This window comes from Nocardia sp. CS682, from assembly GCF_004634405.1.
Lineage (GTDB): Bacteria > Actinomycetota > Actinomycetes > Mycobacteriales > Mycobacteriaceae > Nocardia > Nocardia ninae.
Genome location: NZ_CP029710.1, coordinates 4,768,676 through 4,792,754 on the forward strand (window position 1 = coordinate 4,768,676; position 24,079 = coordinate 4,792,754).

General features: G+C 66.7%; 18 protein-coding genes. 11 read left to right on the forward strand and 7 right to left on the reverse strand.

Annotation, left to right across the window (positions count from 1 at the left end; translation table 11 throughout):
• Positions 1-13: 13 nt before the first annotated feature.
• Genes DMB37_RS21530 through DMB37_RS21550 form a run of 5 tightly spaced genes read right to left on the reverse strand, consistent with a single transcriptional unit; the run spans position 14 to position 7,201 of the window.
• The gene (locus DMB37_RS21530) at positions 14-1,693 is read right to left on the reverse strand and encodes an ABC transporter family substrate-binding protein (protein ID WP_135234252.1); all 1,680 of its coding nucleotides are present in this window, start codon (positions 1,691-1,693) and stop codon (positions 14-16) included.
• A gap of 32 nt (positions 1,694-1,725) precedes the next feature.
• Positions 1,726-3,414 carry an ABC transporter family substrate-binding protein gene (locus DMB37_RS21535; protein WP_135234253.1) on the reverse strand — a complete coding sequence of 563 codons (1,689 nt, stop codon included), beginning with the start codon at positions 3,412-3,414 and terminating at the stop codon, positions 1,726-1,728.
• Positions 3,415-3,426: 12 nt separating this feature from the next.
• Positions 3,427-5,307: an ABC transporter ATP-binding protein gene (locus tag DMB37_RS21540; RefSeq protein WP_135234254.1), complete on the reverse strand. Its 1,881-nt coding sequence runs from the start codon at positions 5,305-5,307 to the stop codon at positions 3,427-3,429.
• Positions 5,304-6,227, reverse strand: a complete 924-nt coding sequence (locus DMB37_RS21545) for an ABC transporter permease (protein ID WP_135234255.1) — start codon at positions 6,225-6,227, stop codon at positions 5,304-5,306. The genes DMB37_RS21540 and DMB37_RS21545 overlap by 4 nt, the downstream gene beginning before the upstream one ends.
• Entirely contained in the window at positions 6,224-7,201 is a 978-nt protein-coding gene (locus tag DMB37_RS21550; RefSeq protein ID WP_107653598.1) for an ABC transporter permease, read from the reverse strand. The genes DMB37_RS21545 and DMB37_RS21550 overlap by 4 nt, the downstream gene beginning before the upstream one ends.
• Positions 7,202-7,359: 158 nt before the next feature.
• Here DMB37_RS21550 and DMB37_RS21555 point away from each other — a divergent pair, with 158 nt between their 5' ends.
• Together DMB37_RS21555 and DMB37_RS21560 are read left to right on the forward strand one after the other, a co-directional pair.
• Positions 7,360-8,550: a hypothetical protein gene (locus DMB37_RS21555; protein WP_135234256.1), complete on the forward strand. Its 1,191-nt coding sequence runs from the start codon at positions 7,360-7,362 to the stop codon at positions 8,548-8,550.
• 114 nt (positions 8,551-8,664) lie between these two features.
• Complete coding sequence (locus DMB37_RS21560; protein WP_135237735.1) at positions 8,665-9,465, forward strand: HAD family hydrolase; 801 nt, start codon at positions 8,665-8,667, stop codon at positions 9,463-9,465.
• Positions 9,466-9,685: 220 nt separating this feature from the next.
• Here the strand turns inward: DMB37_RS21560 and DMB37_RS21565 are convergent, their stop codons facing one another.
• A complete protein-coding gene (locus tag DMB37_RS21565) occupies positions 9,686-12,538 on the reverse strand; it encodes an N-acetylmuramoyl-L-alanine amidase (protein WP_370465169.1) in 2,853 nt (950 codons plus the stop codon).
• A 347-nt stretch (positions 12,539-12,885) separates the two neighbouring features.
• Between DMB37_RS21565 and DMB37_RS41405 the strand changes: the two genes are divergently transcribed.
• Positions 12,886-15,090 (forward strand): SpoIID/LytB domain-containing protein, encoded by a 2,205-nt coding sequence (locus tag DMB37_RS41405; RefSeq protein WP_240771606.1) that lies wholly within the window; start codon positions 12,886-12,888, stop codon positions 15,088-15,090.
• Positions 15,091-15,254: 164 nt separating this feature from the next.
• Here DMB37_RS41405 and DMB37_RS21575 read toward each other — a convergent pair whose 3' ends face one another.
• On the reverse strand, positions 15,255-15,752 hold the full coding sequence (locus tag DMB37_RS21575) for a MarR family winged helix-turn-helix transcriptional regulator (protein ID WP_135234257.1): 498 nt from the start codon (positions 15,750-15,752) through the stop codon (positions 15,255-15,257).
• A gap of 107 nt (positions 15,753-15,859) precedes the next feature.
• Between DMB37_RS21575 and DMB37_RS21580 the strand changes: the two genes are divergently transcribed.
• The 8 genes from DMB37_RS21580 to DMB37_RS21615 all read left to right on the forward strand — a co-directional run bounded on the left by DMB37_RS21580 (position 15,860) and on the right by DMB37_RS21615 (position 24,075).
• Positions 15,860-16,909, forward strand: a complete 1,050-nt coding sequence (locus DMB37_RS21580; RefSeq protein WP_135234258.1) for an EamA family transporter — start codon at positions 15,860-15,862, stop codon at positions 16,907-16,909.
• A gap of 76 nt (positions 16,910-16,985) precedes the next feature.
• Complete coding sequence (locus tag DMB37_RS21585) at positions 16,986-17,762, forward strand: MerR family transcriptional regulator (protein ID WP_135234259.1); 777 nt, start codon at positions 16,986-16,988, stop codon at positions 17,760-17,762.
• A gap of 68 nt (positions 17,763-17,830) precedes the next feature.
• A complete protein-coding gene (locus DMB37_RS21590) occupies positions 17,831-18,412 on the forward strand; it encodes a hypothetical protein (protein ID WP_135234260.1) in 582 nt (193 codons plus the stop codon).
• Positions 18,413-18,505: 93 nt separating this feature from the next.
• Complete coding sequence (locus tag DMB37_RS21595; RefSeq protein ID WP_135234261.1) at positions 18,506-19,063, forward strand: hypothetical protein; 558 nt, start codon at positions 18,506-18,508, stop codon at positions 19,061-19,063.
• Positions 19,064-19,259: 196 nt separating this feature from the next.
• On the forward strand, positions 19,260-20,489 hold the full coding sequence (gene glf, locus DMB37_RS21600; protein WP_135234262.1) for a UDP-galactopyranose mutase: 1,230 nt from the start codon (positions 19,260-19,262) through the stop codon (positions 20,487-20,489).
• Positions 20,486-22,423 carry a glycosyltransferase gene (locus tag DMB37_RS21605; RefSeq protein ID WP_135234263.1) on the forward strand — a complete coding sequence of 646 codons (1,938 nt, stop codon included), beginning with the start codon at positions 20,486-20,488 and terminating at the stop codon, positions 22,421-22,423. The genes glf and DMB37_RS21605 overlap by 4 nt, the downstream gene beginning before the upstream one ends.
• A gap of 169 nt (positions 22,424-22,592) precedes the next feature.
• A complete protein-coding gene (locus DMB37_RS21610) occupies positions 22,593-23,147 on the forward strand; it encodes a phosphatase PAP2 family protein (protein WP_206055363.1) in 555 nt (184 codons plus the stop codon).
• A 1-nt stretch (position 23,148) separates the two neighbouring features.
• Complete coding sequence (locus DMB37_RS21615) at positions 23,149-24,075, forward strand: decaprenyl-phosphate phosphoribosyltransferase (protein ID WP_135234264.1); 927 nt, start codon at positions 23,149-23,151, stop codon at positions 24,073-24,075.
• Positions 24,076-24,079: the final 4 nt, after the last annotated feature.

Here is a 24,079-nt window from a genome sequence, read left to right on the forward strand (position 1 = left end):
CAATCGGCAACGCCTACTTCACGAAACCGATTTTGGTGTAGTCGTAGGACGCCAGCCCAGCCGCACCGAAATTCGCCAGGTTGTCGCGAACCGCGACATTGCCCGGCGACTGCATGAGCGGCAGCGAATGCCCCAACTCGAAGACCTTACGGTCGACCTGATTGGCCAGCTCGATGGCCTTCTTCGGGTCGAGTTCCGAGATCGTCTGCTCGATCAGCGCGTTGAGTTCAGGAGAGCCGACGCGGCCGTAGTTGCCCTGCAGGTCGTCGGGGTTGTAGCCGTAGATCTGGTAGAGGCTGCCGAGTGGGAACGGGTCACCCACCCAGGTCCACTGGCCGACATCGAAGTTGCCCGGCTGGATCTCGTCGGTGAAAAACCCGGCACCCGGCTTGGTTTCGATGTTCAGCTTGACGCCGATCTGCGCGAGATTCTGCTGAATGATCTGGGCCATCTGCACCCAGACGTCCTGGTTGTACATGACGTCGCGGATTTCCAGTTTCCGGCCGTCCTTCTCCCGGACGTCACCGTTGAGTTTCCAGCCGAGTGCGTCCAGTTCGCTGGCTGCCGCGGCCGGGTCGAAGCCGAGGCTGTTGTCCCGGTAGCCCTCCTGTCCCTGCAGGTAGACGTGGTTGTTCAGTGGCTTCGGGTCCTCGACCAGACCATTCTGGATCGCGGTGGCGATGGCTTGGCGATCGATGGCCTTCGAGATGGCAACGCGCACACCGGCATCGGCGAGCACAGAACCCGGCGCGCCGTTGAAGGTGAAGTGCGACCAGCTGTTTCCTGGCGCACGCCGGATAGCAATGCCGGGCGTATTACGCGCGGACTTGAGCTCGTCCCTACTGGCCAGGCCGACCGCGTCGATCTCGTTGTTCTGCAGCGCGGGCAGGCGCGCGGCGTTGTCGAGGACGCTGAAGGTGAGGGTATCGAGCTTCGGCTTGTCACCCCACCACTTGGGGTTGTGGCCCAGGACAACCCGTCCCTGCGCCCGGTCGACCGACTGGACGAGGAACGGGCCCGCCGTCAAGGTGATGTCTTGCAGCTGGCTCTTGTTGAACGCTTCAGGTGTCGCCGTGACCGACTTGGGGTACAGGAACGAGTTCCCCGCGAATTGCCCACGCCAGTCGGCATAGTGCCGTTTGAAGGTGATGACGGCCTGCCGGTCATCGACGCCGCGTTCGACCTTCTCCACCCGGTCGAATCCATTGTTGATGGCGATCAGGAAGGACTTGTCGGCGCCACTGAGGGCATTGGCCTGGGATCGAATGTCTTCCCAGGTGATCGGACTGCCGTCGGACCAAACGGCTTTCGGGTTGATCGTGTAGGTGACCTGCTGGGGCTCGGTGTTGGTCAACTGTACGTCGGTGAAGTAGTCGGTGTTCACTGAAAGCGCGGCTGCGGCATCGGTTTTGAAGGCGCGCGGCAGCATCGGCCGTAGCAGCGAGCCGGTGTCGGCGTCGTTTCCGTCGTTGTGCAGCGCATTCCAGTTCTGCGGTAAGGCGCTGAGCGCGAGGCGCAGATTGCCGCCGTCGCGCAATTCGCTGACATCCTTCGGATTGATGTCGTTCGTGGTACCGAGTGCGGCAGTGGAACCCGCTGGTGCGTCGGTATCGTCAGCGGCGCAACCGCCAGTGATCAAACCGATGGCGAGCAGCGGAATCGCCAGTCGAATGGTCAATGAACGAACCCGCATGGTCCGCTCCTTTCCGCAGGATTGCTGCTTAATTACTTCAGGAAGCCGATCTTGATGTAGTCATACGACGCCAACCCCGGTGACCCGAAGTTGGCGATGTCCGCGCGCACGCCCCAGTTCCCTTCCGACTGGGTCAGCGGCAACGAATGCCCCTCCTCGAACACCTTGCGGTCGACCTCGTTGGCCAACTCGATCGCCTTCTTCGGGTCCAGTTCGGACAGGGTGCGATCGATCAGGGCGTTGAGTTCCGGGGAGCCGATGTGGCCGAAGTTGTTCTGCCAGTCGCCGGGGTTGTAGCCGTAGGTCTGCGGAATGCTGCTCAGCGGGAATGCGTCGCCGATATAGGAGAATTGGGCGGCGTCGAAGTCACCGGGGATGATGACGTCGGTGAAGAAGCCGGTGCCGGGCTTGGTGTCGATGGTCAGCTCGACGCCGATCTGGGCGAGGTTCTGCTGGATGATGCGGGCGATCTGGACCCAGGTGTCGTCGTTGTACATGACGTCCCGGATGACCAGTTTGCGGCCGTCTTTTTCGCGGGTGTCACCGTTGCGTTTCCAGCCGAGTGCGTCGAGTTCCCTTGCGGCGGCGTCCGGGTCGAAGCCGAGGCTGTTGTCCTGGTAGCCGGCCTGGCCCTCCAGGAAGACGTGGTTGTTCAGTGGCTTCGGCTGCTCGACCAGTCCGTTCTGCACCGCGGTGGCGATGCCTTGACGATCGATCGCCTTCGAGATGGCCACGCGCAGAGCGGGGTCGGCGAGGATGGAGCCGGGTGCGCCGTTGAAGGTGATGTGCCGCCAGCGATTACCCGGTGCGCGGCGGACGACGACGCCCGAGGACCTGCGCACGGTCGTCGCGTCGTCGAGGTTGGTGAGCAGGACCGCGTCGAGCTCGTTGTTCTGCAGGCCGCCGACCCAGGAGTTGCGGTCGAGCACGGTGTAGGTGATGGTGTCGAGCTTGGGTTCGGCACCCCACCAGTTCGGGTTGCGCCCCAGCACGATTCGGCCTTGGCCGCGATCGGTCGACTGGACGAGGAACGGGCCCGCCGTCGGCCCCATGTTGTCGACGAGACCCTTGTTGAAGGTTTCTGGGTCGGCGGTCACCGATTTGGGGAACAGCGACATGTTGCCCGCGAACTGGCCGCGCCACTCGGTGAAGGGTTGCCGGAAGGTGATGACGGCCTGCCGGTCGTCGACGCCACGCTCCACCTTCTCCACCCGGTCGAAACCGACGGTGATGGCGATCAGGAAGCGTTTGTCGGTGCCGTTGAGTGCCTTGGCCTGAGCGGCGATGTCTTCCCAGGTGATCGGATTGCCGTCGGACCAGACGGCTTTCGGGTTGATCGTGTAGGTGACCTGCTGCGGGCTGGTGCTGGTGAGCTGGACATCGGTGAAGTAGTCGTGGTTGACCGTCAGCTCACCCGCAGCGTTGGTGTTGAACGCGCGCGGCATCAACGGTCGTTCGATGTCGGCGATCTCGCCGTCGTTGCCGTCGGTGGACAGGGTGTTCCAGTTGGCGGGAAACGAGGTGGTGGCCAGCCGCAGGTTGCCGCCGTCGCGCAACTCGTCGACACCCTTGGGGTTGATGTCGCTGGTGGTGCCGATCGCGCCGGACACGCCCTCGGTCGAGGGCGTGTCACCCGTACCGCAACCCGCCGTGATCAGGCTCAGCGCGACCACCGGTATCGCCCAGCGCAATGCCGGCCTTCGGCTCGCTCGGATCGGCATCGCACTCTCCTTCTATCGGCTGACGGCAGGCACGGGCACCGCGTCGATGAGCTCGCGGGTGTACTCGTGCCGTGGATCGGCGAAAATCTGTTCCGCCGGGCCGGATTCGACGATCTTGCCGCGGTACATCACCGCGATATCGTGGGCCAGGTTGCGCACCACGGATAGGTCGTGCGAGACGAACAGATACGACAGTCCGCGCTCGATCTGCAAGTCGCGCAACAGGTTCAGCACACCGGCCTGGATGGAGACGTCCAGTGAGGACACCGGTTCGTCGAGCACCAGCAGCTCCGGGTCCAGTGCGAGGGCGCGGGCGATGCTGATGCGCTGTTTCTGGCCGCCGGAGAAGTCGGCGGGATAGCGCTCGGCATGGTCGCGGCGCAGGCCGACCTGCTCGAGCAGTTCCGGTACCCGGCGGCTGATCTCGTCGCGTCCGCGTCCGTCGATGCGCATCGGCTCGGCCAGCGCGTCGAAGATCGGCAGGCGCGGGTCCAGCGACGCGGTCGGATCCTGGAAGACGATCTGCATCTTCCGGCGGATCTCGCGTTTGCGGGCCTTGGTCAGGGTCGCGACGTCGCTGCCCATGATCTCGATGGTGCCCGATTCCGGACGGACCAGGTCGAGAATCTGGCTGAGCGTCGTCGATTTCCCGGAACCGGACTCGCCGACCAGCGCCAGCGTGCGGCCCGCGCGCACCTCGAAGCTGATGCCGTCGACCGCGCGGATCTCGCCCTTACGGCGCTTGAACAGAATGCCCGCGGTGATCGGGAAGGTCTTCACCAACTCCGAAACCCGCAGCACCACCTGCTCACTGACCTCGGCTTCGGCCCTCGGCTCGGTGACTTCCTGCCGATACGCCTCGAACAGGTCGTCGGTGCCGACCTCCGCGGTGCGGATGCAGGCGGCGGCGTGCCCGGGGTTGGTCTTCTCCAACGGCGGCTCGGCGACCCGGCATTCATCGATCGAGATCGGGCAGCGCGGCGCGAACGAGCAGCCCGGCGGCAGCGCGTGCATGGCGGGCGGTGCGCCGAAGATCGGGATCAGCGGCTGGCGGGCCGGGCGGTCCATCCGGGGAATGGAGCCGAGCAGACCCACCGTGTACGGCATCCTCGGTGCGCTGAAAAGCTCGGTGGTGGTAGCGGTTTCGACGATCTTCCCGGCGTACATCACCGCGACCCGGTCCGCGAGTGTGGCCGCGATTCCCATGTCGTGGGTGATCATGATGACGCCCGCGCCGGTGATGTCGCGCGCTTTGCGCAGCAGATTCAGGATCTGCTTCTGCACCGTGACGTCGAGTGCGGTGGTCGGCTCGTCGCAGATGATCAGCGCGGGATCGTTGGCGATGGCCATGGCGATCACCACGCGCTGGCGCATGCCGCCGGAGAACTCGTGCGGAAAAGCCTTGGCGCGCACCTCGGGTTCGCCGATGCCGACCAGACCGAGCAGCTCGACCGCTCGGTCCGCCGCCTCTGTCTTGCTCATCTTGCCGTGCGCCAGCAGGGCTTCGGCGATCTGCTCGCCGACCCGGTACACCGGGGTCAGCGCCGAGAGTGGATCCTGGAACACCATGCTGATGGAACTGCCACGCAGCCTGGACAATTCGCGGTCGCCGAGGCCGAGCAGCTCGCGGCCGCGCAGCCGGATCGAGCCGCCGATCCGCGCCTGCTCCGGCAGCAGGCCCATCACCGCGAGCGAGGACACGGACTTGCCGGAGCCGGATTCGCCGACGATGGCGAGCACCTCACCGTCGGAGACGGTGTAGTTGACCCCGCGCACCGCCTCGATGCGGCCCTCCTCGCTGGGGAAGGAGACGCGAAGGTCGGTGACCTCCAGTAGCGGTGCGGTGAAGTTCTTCTCGACCACGACCTTCTCGGTGGGGTCAGCGCCCGTCATACCTTTGCCTTCTTCTTCGAGCGCGCCCGCTTGGCGCCGGGATCGAATGCGTCGCGCAGTCCGTCACCGACCAGGTTGGCGCACAACACGATGGTGATCAGCAGGCCACCGGCGAACAGGAACAGCCATGGATAGGTCAGCGCCGACTTGGTGCCGGACGCGATCAGCGAGCCGAGCGAGACATCCGGCGGCTGCACACCGAAACCGAGGAAGCTGAGCCCGGTTTCGGCCATGATCGCCGCGCCGACCGCCAGCGTGGTGTCGATGATCAGGATCGAGGCGATGTTCGGCAGGATATGGCTGACGATGACGGTGCGCGTCGGAGCGCCCATATACCGTGCGGCCCTGACGAATTCGCGGTCGCGCAGGCTGAGCGTCAGGCCGCGCACGATGCGCGCGCTGATCATCCAGCCGAACAGGCTGAGCAGCAGAATCAGCAGCAGGATCGATCCGCTGCCCTTCGTGCGCGGCGCGAACAGCGCCACGATGATGAAGCTCGGCACCACCAGCAGCAGATCGACCAGCCACATGATCGTGCGGTCGGTCCAGCCGCCGAGCAGCCCGGCCATCGCGCCCGCCGTCGCGGCGATGGTGGTGGAGACCAGCGCCACGCACAGGCCGATCAGCAGGGACTTCTGCATGCCGCGCAGGGTTTGCGCCAGCACGTCCTGCCCGATCTGGGTGGTGCCGAACGGATGATTGGCGCTGGGCGGCTTCAGCAGGGCGGTGTAATCCAGCTGCTGGTAGTCGTATTTCAGCAGCGGCGGCAACGCGAAGCTGGCGATGAACAGCAGGATCAGGATCACCGCGCCGACGACGGCGGGCTTGTTGCGCAGGAACCTGCGCAGCACCAGCTTGCTCCGGCCTGCCGCCGCCGGTTCGGGCGCACCCTGGACGATGATCTCGACGGCATCAGTCATCGCACACGCACCCGGGGATCGAGAATCGCCAGCACCACATCGGAGAGCAGGCCCGACACCAGCACCACCAGTCCGGCGAACGCGGTCACCGTGACCACCACGTACAGGTCCTGCGCATTGATGGAATCCACCAGCCACTCACCGACGCCGTGCCAGCCGAAGATCTTCTCGGTGAACGTCGCGCCGGTGATCAAGCCGAGCAGGCTGTATGCGAACAAGGTCGCCATCGGAATCAACGCCGTGCGCAAGCCGTGCTTGTAGAGCGCTTTGCTACGGGTCAGGCCTTTGGCGCGGGCGGTGCGAATGAAATCGCTTTGCAGCACGTCGAGCATCGCGTTGCGTTGATAGCGGCTGTAGCCCGCCATACCGCCGAGGGCGAGACCGGCCGTCGGCAGCACCAGATGCTGCAGCCGGTCGAGCAGTTGCGGCCAGAATCCGTCGATGCGGTTCGCCGAGGTCTCCCCGGTGTAGAGAAATATCTGCGAGCCGGTGAGCGAATTGATTTCCAGCGCACCGTATTTCAACAATGTCGCGAGCAGGAACACCGGCGTGCTCAACACCAGCAGCGAGATCACCGTGGTGAAGTAGTCACTGAATTTGTATTGCCTGATGGCACCCGCCGCACCGATCAGCACGCCGAGCACCGTGCCGACCAGGGAACCGAGGATCAGCAGCCGCAAACTCACCGCGACCCGGCGCGGCAGCTCCTCGCTCACCGGCTGGCCGGCCAGGGTCTTGCCGAAATCCCCTTGCGGGATCCCCTTGAGCCAGGTGATATAGCGCTGCGGGATCGGGTCGTTGAGGTGTAACTCCTCCGCCTTGGCGTCGATCACCGCCTGCGGTGGGCGTGGGTTGCGTTGTTCCAGACTGTCCAGCGGGCGAAACGTCAGCGACGCCAAGCTGAAGGTCAGGAACGACGCCAGCAGCAACAGCACGACATAGTGAAGCGCGCGTCGTAGCAGGAAGCCGGTCATCAGTCCTCATGGTCTTTCGGCTGGACGGACCAGCGTCGAGTATTAGCCCCTGATCATAAGGACGATGACCCGGTCGCGCGTGTCACGCGGGGTTCGGCATGTCCTTTATTCTTGCGGCACTAGGTGCGCGGGCGGCGCGACGCGTCGAAGGGGGAGTCGTGAGTTATCCGCAATATCCCGGGGGATACAACCCATATCCGGCGTATTCGGCCGGAGTTCCCGCGCCGAGCGGGGCAACCGCGGTGACCGCCGGAGTGTTGGCATGCATCGGCAGTATCGGCCAATTGCTCGGTGGCGGAATCAGTTTGGCGTTCGGGTTCATCGGCTGGCAACTGCAGGATTACGACACCTCCGGGTTGTTTTCGCAGGACTGGTTCCAGACCTGGGCCATCGTGTCCGGCGTGCTGTCGCTGCTGATCGCGGTCGTGCTCGGGGTCGGCGCGGTCGCGATGTTCAGCAGGAAATCGTTCGGCCGGCTGCTCGTCGTCGTCGGCTGTGTCACGGTGGTGGTCGCGGAGATCGTCGGGTTCGCGCTCATTCGTTCCATCGATGGTTCCTCGGACGGGCTCGGCGTGATCAGTGGTAGCGCGGGCAGCCTGATCGGGCTCATCTTTCCCGTCGCTACCGCGATACTCACCCTGCTTCCGCCCACCACCCGCTGGTTGGCACACAGCCCCGCAGCCGCCATGCCCCAGCAGTACGGATATCCCTACCCCGGCCCGCCGCAGCCCTGGCAGCCCGCACAATCGGGTGGCCCTGATCAGGCCTGGCACCAACCGCCCGCACCACCAGCCGCCTGGAGCGCACCCACCCAACCTCCTGCGCAATCCGCGTCGGCGGATCCCGCCGATCACGTCGCCGCACCCTCACCCCAACCCACCTGGGGTGTGCCCGCGCCATCTGGTGGCGCGGTGTCCCTCGACAAGGCCGCCGAGGCGCCGGCAACACCTCAAGTTGCCTGGAATCTGTCGGCACAGCCCCCGGCGCCGAACGGACAGGGTGGGTGGGTGCCTGCTGCGCCACCAGCCGGTGGGAGCGGACCCGCACTGCCCGGTGCCATGCCACAGGGTGGTCAGCCCGCGTGGTCTCCGCCAGAGCCGCAAGCCGCTCGGGGCGCACCCGGCCAAACCTCGAGTGGTGTGGCTGCGGAGCCACGGCCGGAGCCGCAAACTGCTCGGAGTACGCCGGCCCAGACGCCCAGCGGTCAGGCGCGTCCGCAATCCGAGTCGCGAGCTGCCTGGGGTGCACCCGCACAACCCGCACTCGACGATGAGACGGTCCGGCAACCACCGTCTTCGGAGTCATCGAACCCCGAGGACGACAGTGTTTGGCGTCCGCCACCGTCGTAACCGGTCGGGCGTCGAGCGATCGGCTCCTGTGCGCAGGACGACACGCCCGCCACTTCGAGATGGTTGTCCGGCAGGATGGAATAGGTGACCCTCCTGCACCTGCCCAAGCCGAAGATGGTGGCCACCGATGTCGACGGCACCCTCATCGACCACGACGAGCGGGTCACCGCGCGCACCAAAGCCGCGGTCGACGCGCTGATCGGTGACGGTGTGCCGTTCGTGCTCGCCACCGGACGCCCGCCGCGCTGGATAGATCCGGTCGTCGACGGGCTCGGCTACGCGCCGCTGTGCGTGTGCGGCAACGGGGCGGTCATCTACGACAGCGCGACCGATCGGGTGCTGGCCAGCATGACGTTGGACGTGGACACCCTGTCCTGGATCGCCGACCTGGCCGAGGAGGCGCTGCCGGGGTGCGGGCTCGCGGCCGAGCGGGTCGGGGAGAGCGCACACGACGCGGTCACCCCGCAGTTCGTGAGCTCGCCGCTGTACGAGCACGCCTGGCTGAATCCGGACGACACCACGGTGGCCCGCAACGAGGTCGTCGACGCACCGGCGATCAAGATGCTGATCCGACTACCCGGCGCCCGCAGCTCCGACATGCGCACGGTGCTGGCGCCGCTGATCGGCGAACGCGCCGATATCACCTACTCGACCGAGCACGGACTGATCGAGCTGTCCGCACCCGGTGTCACCAAGGCGTCCGGCCTGTCGATCGTCGCGCAGCGCCTCGGTGTCGAGGCAGCGAACATCGTCGCGTTCGGCGACATGCCCAACGACGTGCCGATGCTCACCATGGCCGGCCACGGTGTCGCGATGGCGAATGCGCACGCCGAAGCCAAAGCGGCGGCGGACGAGGTCGCCGAATCCAACTCCGACGATGGTGTTGCCCGCGTTCTCGAACGCTGGTGGATCTGAGCGGGTAACCCTTTCGCGCGACTGCCGCACGCGCCCAGGCGATTCCGGCGTGCCCCTCGCTGCCTGGCTACGGGTCCGGCGACCGGGCGAAGCAACTCGGATGCCAGAGCCGATGCCATCGGTCGAGAGCCGGGATACACCGGGTTCAACTTGATCATGGTGCCGTGCACGAACTCGGAGCCCGCTGCCGTGGCAGCGAGCTCCGAGAGGTGGTCCTGGATCAGCCCGCTGGTTCGGGGGCGGGGTGCGGGAGGAAGTCCTCGGGTGCCGGGAACTGGAGGGTGCCGGGTTCCGGAGTTGCGAACTCGGCGGGCGCGGGGCTCTCAGCCGGGGCCGAGTCCTGGCTCGGGGCCGGGACAATGGCGGGTTTCGGCGCGGGAACCGCAGCGGGAGCCGGCGATTCGGCCGGAGCCGGTGCCGCCGGCGCGGGACGACTCGCTTCCTGCTGATACAGGTCGTTGTAGGTCTTCCACACCGTGGTGACGATCCCGGTCGCCTGGTTGAGGATCAGCGAGCCGTACTGAAAATCCGAACGCAGTCCGTCCGGCACCGGGTAAGCGTCGCTCTGCGGGAGGCCGAGCACGCCCGCGTCACCGCCGAGCTGCAGGAAGCGGTCGAGGATCGCGCCGAGCACCTCGATCACCTTGCCGTCCGGCGCGGTGTAGACGTAACCGTTGGCGAACTTGGCGTACTGCTGGCCCTGCGCGGCGGGCAGCGGTTCGGTCTGCGCGGCGCCGAGCGGTCCACTCGGACCGCCCTTGTCGGCCCAGTGCTTGGCGATCGCGTTGTCGTTCACCATGCTGAGCAGCTTCTTGGTGAGCGCGGCCAGCGCGGCGAGGTCGGGCTTGCCGCGCGGTGCGGCCTGCGGGGTCGTGCTGTTCGCGGTGCCTTCGGTGCCAGTGCTGTTGTTCGCGTAGCTGTCACCGTTTCCGCTGTTCGCCAGGCTCGCACCGCCCGCGACACTCGCGGCGATTTCGCGAATTCGATCCATCATGTCGTAGGCGGCGTCACCCGGGCAGGAGGTGTTGCCGACGTCGCGGTGCGCGAACACGATCGGCAGCTGCACCGCCTGACCCAGGGCATACGACGTGAATTCGGTGCCCTCGGAGTACATCGTGGTGTAGCCGACCGGGTCGAGACCCGCGATCTTGGCGCGCCAGCCGATGAAGTTGCCCATCGCTTCGATGGACTCCTCGCTGGGCTCCTCGGAGGTGTAGTTGCCCATCAGCGCGACACCCGCGGTGTTCTCGTTGAAACCGCCCGCGTGCGCGCCCTGCACCGCGCGGTTGAGTCCGCCCGCGCGACCCTCGAAGATCTGGCCGTACTTGTCGACCAGTGCGTTGTAGCCGATGTCGCACCAGCCCAGCGTCTGCGCGTGATAGGTGTAGATCGCGCGGACGATGCCCGCGGATTCTTCCCTGCTGTAGTCGTTGCGTCCGGCGGTGTGGTGCACGGTGATGCCACCGAGCCCGTCCTTGCCGGGGCCGTCGTCGTAGGTGGGTTCCTCACAACGGATGCTTTCGTCCGCGCCCCACCCCTCACGGGTGATCACCTTGGGTCCACCGCCGCCGGGCACGGGTGCCGCGACCTTGTGCAGCGCGCTGTCGATGGCGCCGCGACCCGGATCGATGAGGACGGCGGTCAGGTCGACACCCGCAAGCTGCGCGGGATCGTCCGTGCGCGGGGCCGGTGGGTTCGCGGGGTCCGGTGCGATGGCGTCGTCCACTGCCGCCGCGGCGGGCTTGCGGGTGACCAGCATCTGCACCGCGTTGGTGGTGCCGACATAGATCGGTTCGGTGCCGGTCTTGCCGCCCGGCGCGGTGCGATCGGTGCGGCGGGTGTCCACCGGTTCGGTGTCGAGCCAGGGGCCCCAGGTGCCGTCGGTCTGGCGGGCGCGCAGCAGCGCCTTGGTGTTCGTCAGGTCGGCGCCGGTGAGCGCGACCACGCTGAAAGGCGTTTCCCGAGACAGTTCCTTGACCTGAGCACCGACCTGGTCGGCCCATTCGGGCGGGACGGCGCCGGGTGCCAGCGCGGGCGTGTCGGGGGTGGTGCCGGGTTCGAGGTGGCTGGGATCGGCGATGAAACGGGCGCCAGGAGTGTATGTCGGCGCCTGTGCGGGTTGCCCGGCATTGGGCGCCTGACCTGGGGCTGGGTTCTGAATTGGTGCTGCGGCCCGGCCTGGAACGGGGTTCTGACTCGGCGCGATGGCCTGACCCGGTGTTGCGGCCTGCCCTGGAGCTGCGGCCTGGCTGGGGATGGGGTTCTGACCGGGCCCGGCGGTTTGGCCCGGTACGGCATTCTGCGCTGGCGCGGTGGCTTGAGCTGGGGCGGGATTCTGCGCCGGTGCGGTGGCTTGGCCTGGGGTGCTCTGGCTCGGCGCGACGGCCTGACCTGGGAAGGTGTTCTGGGCCGGCGCGGCGGCCTGGCCCGGGACAGTGTTCGGGTTCGGTGCGACGGCTTGGCCTGGGACGGCGTTCTGATTCGGCGCTATCGCCTGACCTGGAGTGAGGTTCTGGTTAGGCGCTGCGCCCTGACCTGGAATGGCGTTTCGATTCGGCGCGGTGGCCTGACCGGGAAGGGGTGCCTGCCCTGGTGTGGCGGCTTGTCCCGGGAATGGTGTCTGGCCTGGTGCGATGCCCTGCCCGGGAGTGGCGTTCAGTCCAGGTGTGGAGTTCTGACCTGGCGCGCTCTGCTGGCCGGGAGTGGCCGGGTGTGGACCATTCAGCTTCGGTAGTGGAATTTCTTTGGGTAGTTCTACGCCGGGCGGCAGCGGTAGCCCTTCCGGAATGGGAATGGACGCTGGTAGCGGCAGCATTCGTAGATCGGACAGGCGTAAATCCGGTAGGTCCAATCCGGTGAGTTCGCGTAGCGGAAGCACGATGTCGGGCGCCGAATTCAGCACGACCTCGGCCAGCTGCGCCGGCACGGCGGCGAGCTCGGTATCGGTGGCCGAGCGATAGTCGGGCGAGTCGCTCATCGTGAGCGCCGCGAGCGGGGCCGCTACCGCAAGCGTGGTGATAACCGGGAGGACGTAGGAACGTTTCGGTTTGCGGTAGGGCACGAGCGTCTCCATTCAGGTCGAACCAGTGATCGTCTGCAAAACCAGGGTTGCTTCCTGATGTATCAACGACCACAATAGTCACAACTGTCACATATCTAAACCTCTTGTTGAGGATTATGTGATTGCTCGAATGTAGCTCTCGGAATGCGGCCGGGACGGAACGACATGCCGACAGGTATCCAATCCGCCCGACCCCGGAATACCGTGGGAGTGAACGGATGCGACGCAACACAGCACCGGAACGAAAGAGCACGGGGGGAGCACGAATGCGGGTGAAATCTGCGCGCAGAGAAAAACGAGCGATGCGCCGGGGGCAGCGCAGGCGCGGACCCGATCGACCTGCGCTATCCGTGCGTCCGGTGCTGGTCACGGGCACTGCGGCGCTGGCGGTAGGCGCGGTGCTCATGCTGTGGGCCTGGCCGGGGGAGACCCCTTATCGGACGGTGGCGGGACCGGGCCATGGGCGCGGCATGAGCCAGCACGGCGCTTTCGCGAACGCGCAGGAGGGGTGGACCGCCGAAGCCATCCTCGGTCACTACTACCCGGGCGCCACTCTCGGCACCGTTCCGGCAAACACCGTCGGCATCCGGCTGACCGCTCAAGACGACTCCACCCTCGACACCTACGCGGCCGCCGGTCTGCGCGTCGCCGGCCGGGTGGTTCAGGCCGGGCAGGCCGCGCATCTGACCCCGCTGCCGAACGGCGGAGCGAACGTGGTGGTGACGGTCGGGTGCGAGGGCGAGGTGCTGTGGCAGGCGGGGACCAACGATCCGTGGGTCTATCCGCTCGACCCGGGCCCGAATCGACCTGCCGCCGAACACCTCACGCTCTGTGGCGGCACCGGGTACCGCGGCGCGCTCGGTGTGGCGCTGGAGAACGGGGCGGCGCGCACCGTCAACCGCGTCGACGTCGAGGATTACTTGCTCGGCGTCCTGCCGGCCGAGGTGCAGGCGAACTGGGCGGACCAGGGCGCTGCCGAGGCATTGCGCGCCCAGGCGATCGCCGCTCGCTCGTATGTCCTTGCCGAGCACCGTTATTCGTACGCGCAGAGCTGCGACAGCACCGACTGCCAGGTGTATCCCGGTACCGTCAAGGAGGATCCGCGCACGGCCGCCGCCGTGGCGGCCAGCGCCGGGACCGTGCTGCTGCGGGACGGGCGGATCCTGCGATCGGAGTACTCCTCCGCGCCCGACGGCGGCGAACCCGCCGACATCTACACCTTCGACGTCGGACCCGCGCTGAGCGATCTCGCGCCCAATGCACCGCGGATTCCAGTGGACCCACGCACCCGAGCCGCAGTCGCCGAATCACCGATCGACATCGAGTACCGGCGGATCGGCGGCGCGAACAGCGCGGTCGGCCGGCCACTCGGTCCGGAGATGGCACTGCCGGAAAACGCCGGAACCTACCGCATGTTCACCAACGGCGTCATCATCTCGACCCCCACCCTCGGTGCCCAGGTCGTCGACTTCACCACGCTCCTCCAGTTGGTCCCCGACCCGGCCACACCCGCCCCGGGCGTGCCGCCCGCCCGCGAGTCCGGCGTGGGCATACCGCCTGTGGATAAATCCGCACCGGCGGGTTCGAGCACGCCGCCTGTGCATGAATCCGTACCTGCCGACGTGGGTGTACCACCTGCACCTGGCGATTTGAGCGGGCCTCCTGTGGGTGAGCCCGTACCCGCGGGTGCGGCGCCTGTGGATGAATCTGCACCCGCGAGTTCGAGCGTGCCGCCTGTGCATGGACCCGCACCCGCCGGTCTAGGCGAGCCCGCGCCGGTCGGTCTGAACGTGCTTCCCGTGCGCGAACCCGGATCCACAGGTGTGCCGCCTGTGGATGAATCCGCGCCCGCCGACGTCAGTGCGCCGCCGGGGCGTGCGCCCGTTCTTCCCAGCGGAAGTGTGCCGCCCGCGGGGAAATCCGGGGTATCCGGCATAAGTTCAACGGCTGCAAAGGAATTCGCGCCGTCCTTGACGAATTCACCAGCTGCGCCGGACGTTGCGGCATCTGGCGTGCGCGCGCCTCTCGAGAACGGGCCCGCGCCGTCCGGTACCAGCGTGCCGCCGCGGTACGAATCGGTGGCGTCGAACGCGAACGCGCCGCGGCAGCGAGAATCCGCGCCGCCCGGGACCGGCGGGTCGCGGCCGCACGAATCGGTGCCGTCGAACGCGAGCGCGCTATGGAGGCGTGAATCCCCGCCGTCCGATGCGCACATCGCTCCCGTTCAGGATTCTGTGCCGCCAGGAGTGAGCGCGCCATCGGCATACGAGCCTGCCCCCTCCGATGTCGTCGTGACGCCTCTGTATGAGTCGGCACCATCCAACGAGAGCGTTCCGCCGGTGTTCGAGTCCGCTCCGTCGAGTTCCGGTGTGCCGCCGGTGTCCGCGCAGTCCGGTGCCACCTTGCCGCCCGCGGCATCAGCGGCACCGGGGCGCACGCTCGCGCCGACTACCGCGGCTACTCCGACGCCACGTCCGACGCCTGGGATCCGTATCCCGACAGGTAGTGCGACCAGCGGTCGGCTCGCCGCCGCATCCTCGGAAACCGTTGTGGCGCAACGGTGATGGGTTGCGGCGATGACGACTGCACAGGGTGGGGGATGGGTTGCGGGCGATGACGACTGCACAGGGTGGTCGGTCCAGGCGGACACTTTTCGTTGCGTCGCAACGCTAGAAGCCCGACAAGGGCCGAAAGTGTCCACCTAGGCCGGGCTTTCGGTAGATCGACGTCAGTCCGGCGCACCATCACCGAGCGATTCGGCGAGCGTCCGCAGCAACCCGGCGAGCTGCTCGCGCGAGTCCATGTCCAGGGACGCGAGCAGCCGCTGCTCGTTCTCCATGTGTTTCGGCAGCACATCGTCGATCATCTTGCGACCTTCCGGGGTGAGCCTGACTCGGATCACCCTGCGGTCCTCCGGGCAGGGCTGGCGCTCGATCCAGCCCTTGGCCACCAGCCGGTCGATCCGGTTGGTGATCGCACCCGAGGTCACCATGGCCACCTTGATCAGCGCACCCGCGGTGAGGCCGGCTTCGCTGCCGGAGCGGCGCAGCGTGGCGAGCACGTCGAACTCCCAGAACTCCATGCCGAACTCGCTGAAGAACCGCTTGAGGTCCTGCTCGAACAGGCGGGACAACCGTTGGATGCGGCCGATCACCGCCATCGGCGAGACGTCGACATCCGGCCGCTCCCGATTCCAGTGCTGGGTGAACAGATCCACCGCGTCCATGGCCGCTCCTCTCGACTCTAAGAATCTTAACATTGATCTACTTGACGTTGAGGCATCCAACGGAGTAAATATTTCAACGTTGAGAATATCAATGAGGAGCGAACGACATGACCACAAGCATCACCCCGCGCACCGGAGATTCGTACGCGGGCACCCTGGCGGTCACCGCCCTCACCCCCATCGTCTGGGGCTCCACCTACGCCATCACCACCGAATTCCTGCCGCCGGACCGCCCGCTGTTCACGGCGCTGATGCGCGCACTGCCCGCCGGTCTCGCGCTGCTCGTCATCACCAGGGTGCTGCCGCGCGGCAACTGGATCGGGCGCGCCGCCGTGCTCGGCCTGCTCAATATCGGCGCCTTCTTCCCGCTGCTGTTCCTCGCCGCGTACCGGCTGCCGGGCGGCGTCGCCGGCGTGCTCGGTGCGGTCGCGCCGATGTTCGCGCTCGGTCTGGCCACCGTCGTGCTCGCCGAAAAGCCCAACGGGCGCAAGGTGATTGCCGGTCTCATCGGCGTCTTCGGGGTCGCGCTCGTGGTGCTGCGAGCCAATGCGCAACTCGATACCGTCGGCGTCATCGCCGGACTGGCGGGTGCCGCGTCCATGGCGGCGGGCACCGTGCTCACGCAGCGCTGGGGACGTCCCGAAGGCGTCGGCCCGCTCGCGATGACCGGCTGGCAGCTCACCGCCGGTGGACTGTTCATCCTGCCGCTCGCCTTCCTCATCGAGGGTGCACCGCCGGCGCTCGACAGCCGCGCCATCGGTGGTTACCTGTACATCGGCATCATCGGTACCGCCGCGGCCTACTGGCTCTGGCTGCGCGGCATCTCCAAGGTGCCCGCGACCTCGGTGGCCTTCCTCGGCCTGCTGAGCCCGGTGTCCGCCGCCGTGATCGGCTGGATCGCGCTCGGTCAGGCACTGAGCCCGCTGCAGATGGCAGGTCTGGTCATCGCGCTGGGCGGCACCGTGTTCGGTCAGATGGCAGGTCGGCCGAGAGCGGCCACGGTCAACGTTGCCGCGCCGACCGCGTCGGCCAGCGTTGCGGCACAGACCGCGCCCGTCACCACTGCCGCGGCGACCGCGCCGGTCGCTGTCGCCGAACGGGCCGAGCCGGTCACCATTTCGGAGCCTGCTCGGCCGGTGCTGGCGACCGTGCGCTGAGCTGCGAATGCTGAGCTGCGATTAAAGAGGTTGACCTTGACGTAACGTCAACTTGCATGCTGGTTCCACCGACGAGATGAGAAGGGAGAACGAGGTCGTGCGCACCGAATGGTCCATCCAGGATCTGGCCAAGGCGGCCGGTACCACCAGTCGCACGCTGCGCCACTACGGCCAGCTCGGACTGTTGCCGCCGAGCCGGATCGGCACCAACGGTTACCGCTACTACGACCAGGGCTCCCTGGTGCGGTTGCAACGCATCCTGCTGCTGCGGGAACTCGGCCTCGGCCTTCCGGTCATCGCCGAAGTCCTCGCCGGTGAACAGGACTCCGGTACCGCACTGCGCACACACCTGGAACTGCTTCGGCAGGAACAGGAACGGATCCGGCGCCAGATCGAGTCGGTGCAAACCACGCTGCACAAGACGGAAAGAGGTGAACCACTCATGGCCGCAGAGGTTTTCGATGGCTTCGACCACACTCAGTACAAGGATGAGGTGATCGAACGCTGGGGCAAGGAGGCCTACGAGAGCGGTGATCGCTGGTGGCGCTCGATGAGCGAAGCCGAGCAGAAGCAGTTCCAGCAGACCCAGGCCGACATCGCCGCGGATTTCGGCCGGGCCCACGCCGCCGGGCTCGCCCCGGACAGCGCGGAAGTGCAGGCCATCACGGCCCGCCATTTCCGCTGGGTCGGCATCGGCTGGCAGGGTCGCCCGGTGGCCAAGGAGGCCTTCATCGGGCTCGGTGAGATGTACGTCGCCGACCCGCGTTTCACCGCGAACTACGACGTACACGGCGCAGGCACCGCGGAGCTGATCCGTGACGCCATGCGGGTCTACGCCGAGACACACCTGTAGATCGCGCCCAACAGACGGCCGGTACGCATACTGGATGCGTGCCGGCCGTCGGCGGAGAAAGGGCATCGATGACATACGCCAGTGAGCGTCCCGCGGCGCCGAGTGGTGCCGTCGCGACCACCGCGGTCGTGCTGGCGCTGTGCGCGGGGCTGCTCAACCTGTGGGGTGCCGGAACCGTGCTGAGCGCCTTGCGCGGTGAATCCCACATCGATCAATCCATGGCCGTCTTCTCGATCCTGGGTGCCCTGCTCGCCGCCATCACCCTCGGCTACGGCGCCGTCCTGCTGCTGCGCCGCGACGAAACCGGCCGCTACCTCCTGATCCTCACCTCGGGCCTGCTGACCGCGATCGCCCTTGTCGCCTTGGCTTGCTCACTCACCGACTACCAGCCCGAATACGGCATCGATTGGCTTCCAACAGAAAGCCATTCACTCGAAGCCGTCAACGCACTCTTCAACGGCCTGGTCGGCTCGGTCACCGCCTTGCTGCACCGCGAATGGCTGGCCTCGTTGACCGCCGCCGTGCTGCCCTTGGCGGTGTTCCTCGCCGCCTCCTCGGGCTACACCACTCGCTGGATCGCCTACACCCCACCACGCTTCCGTGCCGAATCTTCCTACAGTGAAGTGCCTTTGGAACAAGCGGGCATCTAGTTCGCCGGACCCGACGTCATCCGATTCCCCGCATCGGCTCGATCGGCCGCTGGTCGCGCGGTAAGGTTCGCCCGATACCTAGAGGGGGGTTCGATGGCTGATCCATATGGCCGACAGAGCAATTCGACGTCCACGCACCAGGGGCTGACCGGGGTGATCACCATCCTGTCGGCCTGGCTCGGCGCGGCGGCGGTCGGCATGGGCTCGCTCGCCGGCTTTCAGCATTTCCGGGTGGTGGACCGGGTCTCCGAGCCGAAGATCACCGACGACAAATACGAGGCCTGGAAACTCGCGTCGCAATATCATTCCGTGCTGCAAGTTCTGCTGATCGTTTCGGTGCTGATGGCAGGCCTCCTTGCCCTGGGCAACCTGCTGTCCATGCTCGGCAAGCCGGCCGGCCGGCAGATGGAGATCATCGGTGCGGTTTGGCTGGTCGTCGGCGGCTTGATCAGCGTGACGTACGGCGGGGACTACGGCTTGGCCGATTCCTTCGTCCTGGCCGACATGATCATCATCGGGGCCGCCTTGGCGTTGATCTCCTTGGTGCTGACGGTGACCACCGCGCCGATCGGATCCGCCACCCCGCAAGCACCGGCGCAATCTCCCCAGTACCCGCCCGCCCCGATGCCCTACCGACCCCCACACCCCTGATTGGCTGTCCATACGCACTTCGGCCGGGCGAACCGTCCATTGGATAGCATCCCTTTTCCGTCAGCCCCACCGTTCGGCAAACTTCCGGCGAAATTCGGATGGCTCGGACACGAAACCCGCCGCGAACAACCCGCCGCTCTGTGCGCCGCACGACTCCACCCAGACCCCGCGCGGACTTCCGATACTCTGGGCTCCCGTGACCGTCGCATCGTCCCCGGGTAACTCCGCCAACTCCACCTCACAGTTCGATCTGATCGTCGTCGGCTCCGGATTCTTCGGGCTGACCGTCGCCGAACGCGCCGCTACCGAGCTCGGCAAACGCGTGCTGGTGATCGATCGTCGCTACCACCTCGGCGGCAACGCCTACTCGGAGCCGGATCCGGATACCGGGATCGAGATCCACAAGTACGGCGCGCACCTGTTCCACACCTCGAACAAGCGCGTCTGGGATTACGTCACCAAGTTCACCGAGTTCACCGGTTACCAGCACCGGGTCTTCGCGATGCACAAGGGGCAGGCCTACCAGTTCCCGATGGGCCTCGGCCTGATCTCCCAGTTCTTCGGCCGCTACTTCACGCCGGAAGAGGCGCGCAAGCTCATCGCCGAGCAGTCCGCGGAGGTCCAGACCAAGGACGCGCAGAACCTCGAGGAGAAGGCGATCTCGCTGATCGGCCGCCCGCTCTACGAGGCGTTCGTCCGCGACTACACCGCCAAGCAGTGGCAGACCGACCCGAAGGAACTGCCCGCAGGCAACATCACCCGCCTGCCGGTGCGCTACACCTTCGACAACCGCTACTTCAACGACACCTACGAGGGCCTGCCCAAAGAGGGCTACACGAAGTGGCTGGAGAACATGGCCGCCTCCGAGCTCATCGAGGTCAGGGTGAACACCGACTGGTTCGAGGTGCGCGACGAACTGCGCGCGGCGAACCCGGACGCCCCGGTCGTCTACACCGGCCCGCTGGACCGCTACTTCGACTACCAAGAGGGCGAACTCGGCTGGCGCACCATCGATTTCGAGACCGAAGTGCTCGAGACCGGCGACTACCAGGGCACCTCGGTGATGAACTACAACGACGCGGACGTGCCCTTCACCCGCATCATCGAGCCGCGCCACTTCCACCCGGAGCGCGACTACCCGAAGGACAAGACGGTGATCATGCGCGAGTTCTCTCGCTTCGCGCAGACCGGGGACGAGCCGTACTACCCGATCAACACGCCGGAGGACCGGGCCAAGCTGGCCGCGTACCGCGCGCTCGCCAAGAAGGAAACCGCGACGGAGAAGGTCCTTTTCGGCGGCCGCCTCGGCACCTACCAGTACCTCGATATGCATATGGCCATCGGCAGTGCGCTCAGCATGTTCGACAATGTGCTGCGACCGCACTTGGAGACCGGTGCGCCGCTCGCTGACGAAAGTGCAGAATGACCTCCCAAGCCCTTGTGGAAGACATGACCACCCAGACTCGCGCGAAATCGCTGCTCCAGCGGATCATCCTGCCCCGGCCGGGTGAGCCGCTCGACGTGCGCACCCTCTACGTCGAGGAATCCAAGACCAACGCCAAGCGCGCGCACGCCGCTACCCGCACCTCGCTGTCGGTCGGCGCGGAGTCCGAGGTGTCGTTCTGCACCTACTTCAACGCGCTGCCCGCGAGCTACTGGCGCCGCTGGAGCATCCTCGAATCGGTGGTGCTGCGCCTGGAACTGGCCGGTCACGGCCGGGTGGACGTCTACCGTTCGAAGGCGGACGGTTCGCGAATCCACGTGCAGGGCAAGGAGTTCGCGGTCGAGCCGGGCACCGAGTCGGTGCGCGTCGAGTTCGAGACCGATCTGGGTCCGTTCGAGGACGGCGGCTGGATCTGGTTCGACATCACCACCGACACGGCGGTCACGCTGCTGTCCGGCGGCTGGTACGCGCCGGTGGACGCACCCGACGAGGGCACCATCGCGGTCGGCATGCCGACCTTCAACCGGCCCACAGATCTGGTGAAAACCCTTGCCGCCCTTGGCTCGGACCCGCTGGTGCTGGCGAAGATCACCGCGGTGATCGTGGCCGATCAGGGTAACCGCAAGGTGGTCGACGAGCCCGGTTTCACCGAGGCCGCCGCGACCCTCGGCGACCGGCTGTCCATCCACAACCAGCCCAACCTCGGCGGCTCCGGCGGTTACAGCCGGGTGATGTACGAGGCGCTCAAGACCACCGACGCCCAGTACATCGTCTACATGGACGACGACATCGAGATCGAGCCCGACTCGATCCTGCGCGCGCTGGCCTTCGCCCGGTTCGCCAAGTCGCCCATGCTGGTCGGCGGGCAGATGCTCAACCTGCAGGAGCGCTCGCACCTGCACAGCATGGGTGAGGTCGTCGACCGCGGCATCTTCATGTGGACCTCGGCGCCGAACGTCGAGTACGACCACGACTTCGCCAAGTACCCGCTCAAGGACCGCGACAACTCCAAGCTGCTGCACCGGCGCATCGACGTCGACTTCAACGGCTGGTGGACCTGTGTCATCCCGCGCCAGGTCGCCGAGGAGATCGGCCAGCCGCTGCCGCTGTTCCTGAAGTGGGACGACGTCGAATACGGCCTGCGCGCCCGGGTGCACGGCTACTCCACCGTGACCCTGCCCGGTGCCGCGGTCTGGCACATGGCGTGGAGCGACAAGGACGACGCCATCGACTGGCAGGCCTACTTCCACCTGCGCAACCGGCTGGTCGTGGCCTCGCTGCACATGCCGGGCAACGGGCGCGGCATGGTGGTGAACACGGTCAAGGCGACCCTGAAACACCTGCTCTGCCTGGAGTATTCGACGGTCGCCATCCAGAACCTGGCCATCCGCGACTTCCTGGCCGGCCCGGAGCGGCTGTTCCAGCTGCTGCCGAGCGCCCTCGGCGCGGTGCACGCGCTGCGCAAGCAGTACCCGGACGCGGTCATCCTGCCCTCGTCCACCGAATTGCCGCTGGCCAGCCATATCGAGGTCGGTGCGGTCGGCGAGCCGGCCAACCCGATCGCCAAGGTGGTCCGCCTGGCCAAGGGCGTCGTGCACAACCTGCGCCCGGCACACACGCAGCATCACGAGGTCCCGCAGCTGAATGTCCCGACGCTGGACGCCCGGTGGTTCTTGCTGTCGCAGGTCGACGGCGTTACCGTCACCACCGCCGACGGCCGCGGCGTTGTCTACCGCAAGCGCGACCCGCGCCAAGCTCTCGGCCTCTTCAAGGAAGCCATGCGCCTGCGTAAGGAACTGGCCGCGCGCTTCCCGGAGATGCAGCAGCGCTACCGCGCCGCCCACCCGCAGCTGACCAGCACCGCGGCCTGGGAAAATGCCTTCGGCATCGGTGCTGAGACGAAGGGGGAGTCGTGAGCAAGCGTCAGCGAGGTGGAGTCGTGAGCGAGCGTCAGCGAGCGAACCAGGGACACAGTGTGCCGAGGCGCACGACGGAGCCGAGCGTCAGCGAGGTGGAGTCGTGAGTCTCGCGGACAACACCGCGGTGGATAAGCCGCTGCAGAGTACGAACGGCCACGGCGGCCCGGTGTCCGCGTTGCCGTCCACCGAGCAGACCGCAACCGAGGTGCGAATCCTCAACGCGGTGCAGGCCAAGATCGGCACACCCGAGGTGGTCAAGGTCGCCCGCGGCATGTCGCACTTCGGTGAGCACGCGCTCGGCTGGGTCGGCATCGCCGCGGCGGGCTGGCTGGTCGACAAGCCGCGGCGCAGGCAGTGGGCCGGCGTCGCGGTGGGCGCCGTCGGCGCGCACGCCGCCTCGATCGTCATCAAGCGGGTCGTCCGCCGCCCGCGCCCGAACGATCCCTCGGTGCAGGTCAACGTGTCGACGCCGAGCAAGCTGAGCTTCCCGTCCTCGCACGCCACCTCGACCACCGCGGCGGCGGTGTTGCTCGGCAGATTGACCGGGCTACCCTTGCCTGCGGTGCTCGTCCCACCGATGCTGCTTTCCCGGGTCGTGCTCGGGGTGCACTATCCCTCCGATGTGCTCGCTGGTTCGGCGCTCGGTGCCGCGTCCGCCGCCGTTGTGCTTGCCGCCGAAAAGAGACTCGATGACCGCCACAGAAAGAGCCTTGGTAGTTGACATGAGCGAAGAGCCAACCGGAACCGACCTAGCCGAAGCGGTCGTCAAGGGTCCGCCGAAGACATTGGCCGGTGGGCTGTTCAAGGCTGTCCGGCCGCGGCAGTGGGTCAAGAACGTCCTGGTGCTCGCGGCCCCGCTGGCCGCTGGCACGGCCAACGAACTCGACGTGCTCCAGCCGATCGCCATCGCCTTCGTGGTGTTCTGCATGGCCGCCTCGGGCATCTACCTGATCAACGACGCGCTCGACGTGGACGCCGACCGGGCCCACCCGACCAAGCGGTACCGGCCGATCGCCGCGGGCGTCGTCCCGATCAAGCTGGCGTACGTGCTCGCGGTGCTGCTGCTGGCCGCCTCGATCGCCGGATCGTTCCTCGCCTCCTGGCATCTTGCCGTGGTGATGGCGGTCTACATCGGCATCCAGCTGGCCTACTGCCTCGGCCTCAAGCACCAGGCGGTGCTGGACATCTGCATCGTGTCCTCGGGCTTCCTGCTGCGCGCCGTGGCCGGTGGCGCGGCCGCGGATATCGTGCTGTCGCAGTGGTTCCTGCTGATCATGGCGTTCGGCTCGCTGTTCATGGCGGCGGGTAAGCGCTACGCCGAGTTGCAGATCGCGCTGGGCACCGGCGCCAAGATCCGCAAGTCGCTGGAGTACTACACGCCGACCTATCTGCGGTTCATCTGGACCCTCGCGGCCACGGCCGTCGTGGTGTTCTACGGTCTGTGGGCGTTCCAGCAGGACAGTCTGAAAGACACCAACTGGTTCTCTATTTCTATGATTCCGTTTACCATCGCAATCCTGCGTTACGCGGTCGACGTCGATGGCGGCGAGGCCGGTGAACCCGAAGAGATCGCACTGGGGGATCGCGTCCTCCAGTTCCTCGCAATCGCCTGGATCGGAGCGGTAGGTGTCGCTGTCTATCTCACCTGACGAG

Coding starts and splice junctions, on each gene's coding strand:
- DMB37_RS21615 (WP_135234264.1), top strand. CDS start 23,149: ATGAGCGAAGAGCCAACCGGAACCGACCTAGCCGAAGCGGTCGTCAAG.
- DMB37_RS21545 (WP_135234255.1), bottom strand. CDS start 6,227: ATGACTGATGCCGTCGAGATCATCGTCCAGGGTGCGCCCGAACCGGCG.
- DMB37_RS21565 (WP_370465169.1), bottom strand. CDS start 12,538: ATGGAGACGCTCGTGCCCTACCGCAAACCGAAACGTTCCTACGTCCTC.
- DMB37_RS21575 (WP_135234257.1), bottom strand. CDS start 15,752: ATGGACGCGGTGGATCTGTTCACCCAGCACTGGAATCGGGAGCGGCCG.
- DMB37_RS21605 (WP_135234263.1), top strand. CDS start 20,486: ATGACCTCCCAAGCCCTTGTGGAAGACATGACCACCCAGACTCGCGCG.
- DMB37_RS21540 (WP_135234254.1), bottom strand. CDS start 5,307: ATGACGGGCGCTGACCCCACCGAGAAGGTCGTGGTCGAGAAGAACTTC.
- DMB37_RS21530 (WP_135234252.1), bottom strand. CDS start 1,693: ATGCGGGTTCGTTCATTGACCATTCGACTGGCGATTCCGCTGCTCGCC.
- DMB37_RS21595 (WP_135234261.1), top strand. CDS start 18,506: ATGGCTGATCCATATGGCCGACAGAGCAATTCGACGTCCACGCACCAG.
- DMB37_RS21550 (WP_107653598.1), bottom strand. CDS start 7,201: ATGACCGGCTTCCTGCTACGACGCGCGCTTCACTATGTCGTGCTGTTG.
- DMB37_RS21590 (WP_135234260.1), top strand. CDS start 17,831: ATGACATACGCCAGTGAGCGTCCCGCGGCGCCGAGTGGTGCCGTCGCG.
- DMB37_RS21585 (WP_135234259.1), top strand. CDS start 16,986: ATGAGAAGGGAGAACGAGGTCGTGCGCACCGAATGGTCCATCCAGGAT.
- DMB37_RS21560 (WP_135237735.1), top strand. CDS start 8,665: ATGGTGGCCACCGATGTCGACGGCACCCTCATCGACCACGACGAGCGG.
- DMB37_RS21535 (WP_135234253.1), bottom strand. CDS start 3,414: ATGCCGATCCGAGCGAGCCGAAGGCCGGCATTGCGCTGGGCGATACCG.
- DMB37_RS21580 (WP_135234258.1), top strand. CDS start 15,860: ATGACCACAAGCATCACCCCGCGCACCGGAGATTCGTACGCGGGCACC.